8 protein-coding genes are annotated in these 10,362 nt (G+C 74.2%); 3 read left to right on the top strand and 5 right to left on the bottom strand.

Going from position 1 to position 10,362, the window contains the following annotated elements; all coding sequences use genetic code 11:
• Positions 1 to 6: 6 nt before the first annotated feature.
• Both ABD998_RS07335 and ABD998_RS07340 read right to left on the bottom strand, forming a co-directional pair.
• Positions 7 to 4,317 carry an FtsK/SpoIIIE domain-containing protein gene (locus ABD998_RS07335; protein WP_345437551.1) on the bottom strand — a complete coding sequence of 1,437 codons (4,311 nt, stop codon included), beginning with the start codon at positions 4,315 to 4,317 and terminating at the stop codon, positions 7 to 9.
• A gap of 34 nt (positions 4,318 to 4,351) precedes the next feature.
• Entirely contained in the window at positions 4,352 to 5,524 is a 1,173-nt protein-coding gene (locus tag ABD998_RS07340; protein ID WP_345437553.1) for an Ig-like domain-containing protein, read from the bottom strand.
• A 121-nt stretch (positions 5,525 to 5,645) separates the two neighbouring features.
• Here ABD998_RS07340 and ABD998_RS07345 point away from each other — a divergent pair, with 121 nt between their 5' ends.
• The 3 genes from ABD998_RS07345 (at position 5,646) to ABD998_RS07355 (ending at position 8,496) form a co-directional block, all read left to right on the top strand.
• Positions 5,646 to 6,194 carry a hypothetical protein gene (locus tag ABD998_RS07345; RefSeq protein ID WP_345437555.1) on the top strand — a complete coding sequence of 183 codons (549 nt, stop codon included), beginning with the start codon at positions 5,646 to 5,648 and terminating at the stop codon, positions 6,192 to 6,194.
• Positions 6,191 to 6,949, top strand: a complete 759-nt coding sequence (locus tag ABD998_RS07350; RefSeq protein ID WP_345437557.1) for a hypothetical protein — start codon at positions 6,191 to 6,193, stop codon at positions 6,947 to 6,949. Before ABD998_RS07345 ends, ABD998_RS07350 begins: the two co-directional genes overlap by 4 nt.
• Positions 6,950 to 7,041: 92 nt before the next feature.
• Positions 7,042 to 8,496 (top strand): DUF5129 domain-containing protein, encoded by a 1,455-nt coding sequence (locus ABD998_RS07355; protein ID WP_345437559.1) that lies wholly within the window; start codon positions 7,042 to 7,044, stop codon positions 8,494 to 8,496.
• Positions 8,497 to 8,510: 14 nt separating this feature from the next.
• On the opposite strand, the gene ABD998_RS07360 is transcribed toward ABD998_RS07355, so the two are convergent.
• From ABD998_RS07360 to ABD998_RS07370, 3 genes are all read right to left on the bottom strand, one after another.
• Positions 8,511 to 9,338 carry a nitroreductase family protein gene (locus tag ABD998_RS07360; RefSeq protein ID WP_345437561.1) on the bottom strand — a complete coding sequence of 276 codons (828 nt, stop codon included), beginning with the start codon at positions 9,336 to 9,338 and terminating at the stop codon, positions 8,511 to 8,513.
• Positions 9,339 to 9,403: 65 nt separating this feature from the next.
• Positions 9,404 to 9,709: an amino acid transporter gene (locus tag ABD998_RS07365; RefSeq protein WP_345437563.1), complete on the bottom strand. Its 306-nt coding sequence runs from the start codon at positions 9,707 to 9,709 to the stop codon at positions 9,404 to 9,406.
• The gene (locus tag ABD998_RS07370; RefSeq protein ID WP_345437565.1) at positions 9,706 to 10,353 is read right to left on the bottom strand and encodes an acyl-CoA synthetase; all 648 of its coding nucleotides are present in this window, start codon (positions 10,351 to 10,353) and stop codon (positions 9,706 to 9,708) included. Before ABD998_RS07370 ends, ABD998_RS07365 begins: the two co-directional genes overlap by 4 nt.
• Between the last annotated feature and the right edge of the window lie 9 nt (positions 10,354 to 10,362).

Below are 10,362 nucleotides of genomic sequence, written 5' to 3' on the forward strand. Positions count from 1 at the left end.
AGCTCCTCACTGCAGGATGTCGGGGACGCGCACGGGCAGCCATCCGCGGGGCGTCGCGAGCACGCCGCCACCGGTCGGCACCTGTCCGAGCAGGAACTTCGGGATGGCCGCGCCCGCCACCTGCGTGCCGTAGAGCGCCGCCTCCGGGCGCAGCACGAGCGCGCGCCGCGAGCGCTTCGCCTCGACGAACGGCCCGCCGAACAGCGTCGACGTCGACTCGGCGTCGACCGAGACGATGAACGCCGCCCGGTGCCGGATGCCCGTGAGGGCGTGGTCGAGTGGCGCGTTCTTCAGCTGCTCGACGTCGTCGACGACGACGGTGACGAGACCCGTGTACGGTGCGAGCACCTCCTCGAGCTCCATCGGCGTGAGATCCGTGCGCGTGACGACGGGCACCCCTCTCGATGCCGCGAGCTCGGTGAGCACCGACGGGCGCGGCGCGACGACGACCGTCGCATCGCCCCGGTCGGCGAGCTGGCGCACGATGTGCGCGAGCGTCGACGACCGGCCGGAGCGCCGCGTCCCCGACACGACGAATCCGCCGTCTGCCGGCCACGCGAGCGTGTACCGCGCGAGCCGGTCGCCGCCGACCGCGATGACGACGCCCGCCGCATCATCGCCCTCCGCGATCGGCAGGTCGCGGATGGCCGACGCCGCCAGGTAGCGCGGCAGCGGATCGACGCGGAACGGCTCGGATGCCCGCACCGCGCCGGCGTCGTCGAACGCATCCCGCACGCGCTCCACGACGCGGCGGAGCGCCGTCGTCTGCGCCTCGCCTCCCGTGTCGCGTCCGAGCACGGCGAGCTGGGCCTCCGCCGCGTCGGCGCCGAAGAGCACGCGGCCGGGCGGCAGGTTCAGCGGCACGTCCTTCGCATGGATGCCCGCGGCGCGGTAGTCCGAGATGTCGCGCACGGGCAGCACGTACTGCGCGTCGATGAACGCGGCCACCTTGTCTCCGAACACCCCGCGATCGCCCGTCATGACGATGCGCACGCCCACGGCCGGGCCCTCGCGCAGCAGCCGGATGAACTGCTCGCGGAAGGCGAGCAGCTGCTCGGGCGTCATCGACGACAGCATCCGCTCCCATCCGTCGACCGCGACGATCGCATACGGCAGCGCCTTCCCCGTCGCGGCGGATCGGCGCTGCTCCGAGATGTGGCCGACACCCGCCGCAGACAGCACGGCCTGCCGGCGTGCGAGATCCTCCAGCAGCCGCTGCATGAGCCGCGGCAGCCGGTCGGCGTCGAGCTGCGTGACGACGGCGCCGCAGTGCGGGGCGTCGGCGAGCGGCAGCAGTGCGCCGTTGCCGAAGTCGGCGACGTAGAGGTGGACGTGGCCGGGGTCCATCCGCTCGACGACCTGGGCGAGCACGGTGCGCAGGGCCGTCGTGCGCCCCGACATCGCCCCTCCCGCGAAGAGCAGGTGCGAACCGGAGGCGACGTCCCACACGAGCGTGCGCTGCGCCTGCGCCTTGGGCACGTCCTCGAGGCCGAGCACGACCTCCGTCTCGCCGCGCGGCTCCGCCTCGAAGCGGTCCACGGGCAGCGTGAGCGGCAGCGGCATGAGCCACGGGCTGGAGTTCTTCGCGATCCCGAGCGCATCGGTCGCCGCGGCGACGAGGCCGACGAGGGCCCGCAGGTCGGTGTCGTCGTGATCGTCGTTGTCGGCGTGCGCGCCCGACTCGGGCGGGTACTTCACGGGGAACCCGAGCGCGTCCCACGTGAGGGGGGCCTTGGGCGGCAGCACCTTCGCCGTGCGCACGGCGCCGGGGCGGATGCCCGCGACGCGCGCCGTCTGGAACCCCGCGGGCGCCGTCGACGGACCGAGGCGCACGAAGCCGCGTCCCGGCGTCGACGGGCTGATGAGCGCCGCCTCGCCCGAACCGAGCACATCCGACGAGTCGCCGCGGTCGGTCACCCGCAGGGCGACGCGCAGGTTGATGTTCGACTGCATCTCGGGCGTCACGACGCCGGATGGCCGCTGCGTGGCGAGCACGAGGTTGACGCCCAGCGAGCGTCCGACGCGCGCGATGCGCACGAGGCCGTCGATGAACTCCGGCAGCTCGGTGCGGAGCTCCGCGAACTCGTCGATGACGATCATGAGGCGCGCGAGACCCCGACGGGCCGCGGTCTCGGCGTCCTTCGCCCATGCGGCGTCGATGTCTTTCGCGGCCATCTCGCGCAGCACCTGCTCGCGGCGCTTGAGCTCGGCGTCGAGCGAGGCGAGCGCGCGCTCCGTCTCGCGCGCGTCGAGGTTCGTGACCATGCCGACCGTGTGGGGCAGGCGCTCGCAGTCCGCGAAGGCCGATCCGCCCTTGTAGTCGATGAGCACGAAATTCAGAGCGTCGGGCCGGTTGGCCATCGCGAGTCCGACGACGAGCGCCTGCAGGAACTCCGACTTGCCGGAGCCGGTCGTGCCGGCCACGAGCGCGTGCGGGCCGTCGCGCGAGATGTCCAGCGCGAACTCGCCGTCGGCGTTCGCGCCCACGACGACGTACGTGTTGCGCGGCTGCGCCGTCCACCTCCGCACGAGCGGCGCCGCGTCGTCGAGGTCGATGCCGAGCAGGTCGACCATCCGCACGCTCGTCGGGAGCATCGCCTCGTCGCCCACCCCCGACACGTGCTCGAGCGCGCACAGCGCCCGCGCCATCCGCTCGCAGGAGGCGACATCGGCGCCGTCGAGGAGGACGGAGGGGAACCATCCGCCCGGTCGCTCCAGCGACGCCATCGACGGGTCGGCCGGGTCGACGACGACGACGCTCGTCGCCTCCTCGGGCAGGCGCGACCGGTCGCTGTCGAGGGCGAGCACGTGGATGCCGTGCTGCGCGCCGTGCTCGAGCAGCGGCACCATGCCCGGCAGCATGCGGAAGCGGCGGGCGCCGTCGACGACGACGAGCACGTCGGTGGGCGCCTCGTAGCCGCGCTGGCCGGCCATCCGCATGCGGACGTCGAGCGCGACGGCGATCTCGCGCAGCCGCTCGCGGCGCGTGTCGTCGTCGTTGCCGACGAGCGCGGGCACGTGCGAGGCCGACTGGGCGTGCGGCAGCCACCCCGCCCAGCCCCAGTCGTCCTCGCCGCCGTCGTCGCACAGCACGATGATCTCGGCGTCGCGTGGGCTGCGGAGCGCGGCGTAGGAGACGACCATGGAGCGGGCGAGGGAGCGCACGGCCTCTGCGGGTCCGGCGATGCCGATGACGCCGGCGCGCGCGTCGACGGCGACGGGGGCGGGGCCGACGCCGACGCGCTGCTCGGCGCCGCGGTCCCGGCCGCCGCCCTCGAACCGGACGTCGAGGTCGATCTCGGTGACGCCCACGCGCAGCGCCATGGCGTCGACGTCGGCCTTGCGCCGCTCCCACAGGCGGGAGAGGGGACGCAGCACGATGTCGCGCACGACGACGGGGTCGGGCAGCCGGTACCAGGCCGACAGGCGCTGCCGCTTCACGAGGTCGCGCACGCGCTCTCCCGCGCGCTTGACCTCCTCGATCCACTGCTGCTCGGTCTTGAGGCCCTTCTTCTTCGCGAGCTTGCGCTGCGTGAGGAACGAGCCGACGACCATGATCGGGCTCGCGGCCGCCATGAGCAGCATGACGGGGCGCTGGAAGAGGATGGCCATGGTCACGCCGAGCACGACGGGGATGACGGCCGAGAGCCACGGGAGCGGCGACTGGTCCTGATCCTCCGGCTTGTCGCCGGGCAGGGGGATGGCCGGCTGCGCGGCCTGGGCGGGCACGCGCGATGGCCGGTTGAAGCCGCGGACGCCGGCGGCGTCGGTGAGGTCGGCGTCGGAGCGCGGCGCGATGCCGATGCGCACGACGAGGCTGCCGAGGTGGACGAGGTCGGCGGGCACGATGCGCTCGGGGGCCGTCACGAGGGTGTCGTTGACGCGGACGACGGCACCGGGCGCAGGGGCGATCGTCGCGAGCAGGGGGTCGGATGGCTCGCCGAGCCCGATCTGGATCGTCACGTGCCCGGTCGCGAGCGACGGGTCGGCGACGCGCACGTCGTCGCCCTCGCCGCTGCCGACGGTGAGCGACTGGCCGCGCTCGAGCGGGATCGACCGCCCGGCGAACGGACCGCCGACGATCTCGAGGCGCACCGTGCCGGCCGGCGGATCGTCGGCCCCGGGCGGCGGGACGATCGCGCCCGACACGAGCGCCGACGCCGCGAGCGGCGTCGTGTCGCCGGCTGCGGGGTCGAGGAGCTGCGGGCTCACGCCGAGCGACTCGGCGACCTCGCCGACGGTCGTGGCCTCGTCGACGTCGAGCATCCACGAGGTGTCCTCGGTGGGCGACGTCCGCAGGGTCAGGCGCACGGTCATCCGTTCGCGTCCTCTCGTCGATGGCGTGCGGGGGTCATCGCGCCCCCACCCGGTCGAGCAGCGACCGCAGCGCGTCGAAGACGCCGACGGCCTGCCCTGTCTCCTCGACGGGCGTACGGGGCTGGAGGCCCAGGGGGACGCGCAGGCCGACGAGCGCGACGTCCTCGTCGTCGGCGGGCGGCTCCTCACCCGCGGCCTCCGCGGCCTCCGCCTCCTTGTCGCGCTCGGCCTGCTGCGCCGCCTCGAGCTCGGCGCGCGGCACGCGCTCCGCCGGTTCGACGGGCCGGGTCGCGGCGAGGCCGTCGTCGGGGATGCCCGTGTCGGGCCCGACGAAGGTGACGGAACCGGTCGCCTGCGCGCCGGCCTGTGCGATGTGGAAGGAGAACTGGTCGGCCGAGACGCCGGGGCGCGGCGTGTAGCGGGCGGTGCCGTCGGCACCGCACACGACGACGCCGTGCAGCGCCTCGCCGCAGCCGACGAGCGACACGGGCCCGTCGGCCGTGGTCTGCACGAGCGCGGCGAGGTCGATCGCCGTCGTCTCCGCGGGCAGCGGGAGTCGCACCGCCTGGGCGACCGGCGCGCCGTCTGCCCGGTAGACGGGGATGGCGATCGTCGCCGGCTCCGACCACGTTCCGAACTCGTCGGCGACGCGGACCGTCACCTCCAGGGGACCGTCGAACGACGCGCGCGGGCGGACGACGAGATGGGTCTCGGTCGCCGTGACCTCGGCCGCCGCGGAGGGGGAGACCGAGAAGACCTCGAGGCGCGCTCCCCCTCCGCACACGAGGCACGCGGCATCGAGGTCGCTCAGCGGGAGGAGCAGCGCGCCGCCCGCCGCGACGGGATGGGCGTACGACAGGTCGGCGACGGTCGGCTGCTCGGGGGCCTCGAGCGTGACCACGTACTCCATGGTCGTCGTCGTGCGGCCGTTCGTCATGGGAACGGGCACGACGTCCTGGCCGTAGTCGGGGTCGTAGGAGTCGGCGCGCAGGAGGAACCCGTCGGCCGCGCAGGCGACGACGAGCGGCGACGCGGCGGTGATCGGCGCGCAGTCGGTGATGGTCCACCCCTGCGGCAGGGAGACCGCCTTCTCGTCGAGATACGGCACGGCCACGGCGTTCGGGCCCGTGTAGGCGGCGACGGGTGTCGCGGCAGCCGCGGAGACGAGCACGGCGGCGAGCGCGAGGACGGCGAAACGGCGGCGCATGCCACGCTCCTTCCTCGACCGACCGGCGGTGTCCCATGCTAGGCGGGTCTGCCCGGATCGGAACGGGGCACTACTCCCCACCGCGATGCCCCTCCGGGTGCGCGAGAATCGTCGCGATCCTATGAACGCGCCATCCGACACCCGAACCGCGACGGTCGGCGACGAGCCCGGCCGCACGCGCCTGCGCGCGGTGGACGCGAAGCCCGCGCTGGGACGCGGCGGATGGCCGCTCCCCGAGCTCACGGCGCGGCAGCAGCGCGCGAAGCGCTGGTGGCTGCACCCCGCGTTCCTCGTGTCGAGCATCCTCACCGTGCTCGCGATGGGCGGGATGGCGGCCTGGATGATCGTGGGCGCCGTCACGTCGAGCGCGATCGTCGTCTCCGACATCGCTCTCGCGCTCGACGGCGGCAATGCGCACGTCGACTGGTCGGGCCCCGATGCGGCGTACAGCCTGTACGCGGTGCACGGCGACGGCACGGCGACGGATCTCAGCCAGCTCGTCGTGCGCAGCACGGAGGCGTGGCTGCCGCAGTCGGCCGGGTTGTTCGAGAGCGACACGTGCTTCGTGGTGCGCAGCGCCGCCTACGCCGACCAGCCGGTCGCGCTCGACGCGGCGGCGCTCGCGCGCGAGGGGGCGCAGAGCGTGTGCGTGGCCCAGGCGGCACGATGACACGCGCGACCCGGTGGGCGGCCGCCGCGGGGCTCGCCGCGACCCTGCTGCTCGCGGGATGCTCCGGGCCGGCGGGGGTCGAGGCCGAGCCCCCGGCGGGCGTCGACATCGAGGCGTACGATCCCGACCATCCGGGCAACGGCCTCTGGCTCGTGTCGGGAGACGCGGCAGTCGCCGAGATCGCCGAGGCCGTGCGCGCAGCCGGCGACGTGACATACGAGGGCGCGTTCACGGAGCTCGTCGTGCCCGACGATCCGGAGGCGGCGCCGTCGACGGGGCGCGCGCTGACGGTGTCGTTCGCGGGCGACCCGGAGCGCTTCCGCGCCTCGCTCGCCGCGGGCGACCTCGCGGTCGACGTCGTGGTCTCGGATGGCGCGACCTACGTGCGCGGCAACGACGCGTTCGCCGAGCGCAGCGGCGTCGCGGCCGCGCGCGACGGCTACGTGTGCCTCGCCTCCACGGCCGCTCTCGACGACTGGCAGCCGCTGCTCGATCCGTCGCGGCTCGTCGCCGAGCTCCTGCGCGGCGCCGAGGAGGTGTCGGTCATGGTGCCGCCTGCCGACGCCGCGACCACCGACGTCGTGGTGGGCGGAAGCGAGACGCCGACAGGCACCATGACCGTGGCCGCCGTCGGGGCCCCGCTGCCGCAGGAGTTCGTCGCGGGCGATGCGTCGGGCGACGGCCGGTTCGCCTTCGCCGGATGGGGCGAGGACGTGCCCGTGTCGGCTCCCGCCGACATCGCGCAGGGCTGCTGAGCTGTGGTCGATCGCGGCCTCCGTCGCACGGCGGATGCCCCCGCTCGCCCGCCCGCCTAGGGTGGAGGCGACGGCGACCAGGGGGAGGTCTCATGTTCCGATGGACGCGAGCGGTGCTGGCGGCCGCGATGCTGGTGCTGCTCGGTGCGGCGCCGGCGCAGGCGGTCTCGACGGCCGACGGCGACCTCGTCGTGGAGGACACGGCGGGGACGCTGTACCTCCCGCAGATCGAGGAGGAGCTGGCCGAGGTCGACTTCCGCGTGCCGACGACGGTCGTGCTCTACACGTACCGCGGCGCGGCCTCCGACAACATGAACGAGCTCGTGCTCGCCTACGCGCGCGACAGCCATCCGGAGTGGATCTCGGACGACGGCCAGAAGTGGGCCGACGGCCTCTTCATCCTCGCCCTCGATCCCGACGGCCGGCAGGTCGGCACCTACTTCGGCGAGGATCTCGCCGTCGCGCAATCCGACCAGACCGCCATCCAGGACGCCGCCAAGGAGGAGTTCGCCTCCGGCCGGTGGACGGAGGGGATGATCGCGGGCGTCGAGTCGGCCGCCGACATCGTCGCGCGCCCCTGGTACGCCTCGCCCGCCGTCATCGGGACCGCATGGGTCGGCGGGGGCGCAGCGGCGGCCACCGGCATGATCGTGCTCTTCGTCCGCGCCAGCCGGCGTTCGCGCTTCGCGGAGCAGCTCGAGCGCGGCACGACGCACCTCACGACCGTCACGATGGACCTCGACACGACCGAGCTCGCGGCACGCACCCTGCCGGCGGAGTCTCCGTACGCGCAGCGGCTCGAGCAGCGGTTCGCCGACTTCTCGCGCCGCTACCACGCGGCCGTGGAGGAGCGGAACCGCCTCGACGGGCTCGTGAAGAAGGAGCGATCGCGCTCGGCCGCCGTGCGCACCGCCACCGCCTTCGCCGACGAGACGGCCGACATGGACTTCGTCGACGACGCGATCGTGAACGCCGCCGCCCTGCTCACGAAGGCGCCCACGTGGGAGGGCGCCTGGGCGGCGCAGGTCGCGCCCGTCCGAGACGATCTCGCCGCGATCCCCGACCTCGCGCAGGAGGAGGGGGCGGCCGAGCTGCCGTCGATGCAGGCGCTCACGGCGTTCGCGGCGACGGCCGACACCGAGATCGAGCGCCTCGGGGCGGGGCTGCGCGATGCATCCCTCGAGCCGGGCGACGCCATGCGGGCGCTCGAGACGCTGCGCGAGCGCCTCTCCGAGCTGCTCATCGAGCACTCGCGCGCCATGATCTCCGTCTACGCCGACGACGAGGCCGAGCGCGAGGCCATGGAGGAGCAGTTCGAGCAGCAGCGCCGCACGGGCCGCGCGAGGTCGGGCTCGATCCTCGACACCGTCTCGGCCCCCGGCTACTACTGGAGCCCGGTGTCGTTCGCGGCCGGGTACTCGGCGGGCGTCAGCGAGGTCGAGACGTCGCGCAACGCGAGCTCGTCGTCGTTCGGGGGCGGCAGCGCGATCGGCTACGGCTCGAGCGGCGGCAGCTTCTCGGGATCGGGCAGCTCCTCCCGGTTCTGACCGGGGGCGCTGTCTCAGCGCGAGGGCAGGCCGCGGCGCTCGAGCGCGGCGCGCGCGTTCTCCCGGCCGTGCAGGCCCCTCACGTCGCGCACACGCGCGACGACCTGCGCGATCCAGCTGCCCGCACGACCCTGCGTCGCGTTGTAGGCGGCGAGCTCGCGCTCGTACGCGTCCACGTCCTCCCGCGCGATGGGACGGTAGCGCTCGCGCGAGCGGACGGCGCGCTGCGGCAGACGCGGCTTGATGCCGGCCGTGTCGGCCGGGTCGGGCCATCCGATCGCGACGCCGAAGGCGACCGCCGCCCCCTCGGGCAGGCCGATCTCGTCGGCCGAGACCTCGGGTCGCGTGCGCAGCGAGCCGAGGTAGACCGTGCCGAGCCCGAGCGCCTCGGCTGCCACGACCGCGCTCTGCGCGGCGATGCCGGCGTCGACGAACCCGACGAGCGTGCTCTCGAGGTATGCGGCCGCCTCGGCGGGCTCGCCGTGCCATCCGGCGATGTCGGACGCCCGCGCCCAGTCGGCGACGAACAGCAGCACGACCGGCGCATCGGCGATGAGCGCGCTGCCGCCGGCCTCCGAGACCAGACGGGCGCGGCGGTCGGCGTCGCGCACCTCGACGACGCTCCACGACTGGTTGTTCGACGAGCTGGCGGCCGACTGCGCAGCGGCCGTGATCGCCGTGACGTGCTCGTCCGTGACGGGCGCGTCGGCGAACGATCGCACCGAGCGGTGGCGCAGGAGCAGGGCGAGCGCCTCCGACGAGAGGATGGCCGGGTCGGCCAGCACGGGAGCGCTCGCGCCGTAGCGCTGACGGAGGAGGGCGTTGACGTCGGGGGCGGTCACCCACTCAGGCTATGCGCGTCCGCGTGGCCCCGGCCGCGGCCGCGTCACACGCCGTCTCGAGCGGATCAGCCCTGCCGGCTCTCCGGCTCGTCGTCGTCCGGCAGCAGCACGGGCCGGTCGATCGTCTTCGTGACGTCGGCCGGGTCGACGACGAGCAGCAGCATCGCGACGACGAGCAGCACGACGATGAACACGACGCCCGCGATGATCGACGCGACCGTCCACGCCTGCGCGATGACCTCGCCCGGCTGCGCCGTGAAGGCGCCCATCGACATCGCCCCGACGAGCAGCGCGAACACGGCCGAGCCGAACGCGACGGCGAGCAGCTGGACGGGGCGCATGAGGGCGCGGCGGGTGGGCTTGTCGGTCACGGACGGTCCTCCGGGGTGCGGGCCGGCGACCCGCTGACGGGTGCGGCGTTCGCCGCGACGGCAGGCGAGAAGCCGGCGATCGCGAGGAACACCGCGACGATGGCCGCGTAGCCCCCGAACAGGCCGACGGCGATGATCTCGCCCGTGAGGGTGAAGCTGCGTCCTGCATCCTCGATGAAGTACTCGAGCGAGTATCCCGAGGGCACGAGGAGTGTCGCTGCGGCGACGACGATCGTCAGGATGCCGATCGTGAGCGTGTCGCGCGCGGCCGCCCCGTCGCCTCGGCGGCGCTGCGCGATGCCGAGGCCGGTCTCGAGGGCGCCGGCGACGACGCCCCACGTGACGAGCACGACGAAGTAGAGAAGCGTGCCGCGCATGCTCGAGACGCCGGCGGACATCCCCGCGACGAGGTACGCGACGGCGAGCAGCGTCGGCACGGTGCGTGCTCCCGCGGGCACGACCATCCAGGCGCCGAGCCCGAGGACGACGGCGGTCGCGATGGCCCATCCGCTGAAGACCGAGAGCCCCACGGTCGCCGAGTGGTCGGGCGAGAACGTGATCATGAGCGCGGCGAGCGCCGCGATCAGCGCGCGCAGCATCTGCACGTGGCGCGTGCTCGGCGCGAACGGCTTGCCTGCGGGCATGGTGGGACC

It is taken from the genome of Microbacterium gilvum (assembly GCF_039543865.1).
GTDB lineage: Bacteria > Actinomycetota > Actinomycetes > Actinomycetales > Microbacteriaceae > Microbacterium > Microbacterium gilvum.

What these genes read in the sequence shown, in the direction of transcription:
- ABD998_RS07350 (WP_345437557.1), top strand. Translation starts at nt 6,191, where the DNA reads ATGACACGCGCGACCCGGTGGGCGGCCGCCGCGGGGCTCGCCGCGACC.
- ABD998_RS07355 (WP_345437559.1), top strand. Translation starts at nt 7,042, where the DNA reads ATGTTCCGATGGACGCGAGCGGTGCTGGCGGCCGCGATGCTGGTGCTG.
- ABD998_RS07345 (WP_345437555.1), top strand. Translation starts at nt 5,646, where the DNA reads ATGAACGCGCCATCCGACACCCGAACCGCGACGGTCGGCGACGAGCCC.
- ABD998_RS07370 (WP_345437565.1), bottom strand. Translation starts at nt 10,353, where the DNA reads ATGCCCGCAGGCAAGCCGTTCGCGCCGAGCACGCGCCACGTGCAGATG.
- ABD998_RS07335 (WP_345437551.1), bottom strand. Translation starts at nt 4,317, where the DNA reads ATGACCGTGCGCCTGACCCTGCGGACGTCGCCCACCGAGGACACCTCG.
- ABD998_RS07340 (WP_345437553.1), bottom strand. Translation starts at nt 5,524, where the DNA reads ATGCGCCGCCGTTTCGCCGTCCTCGCGCTCGCCGCCGTGCTCGTCTCC.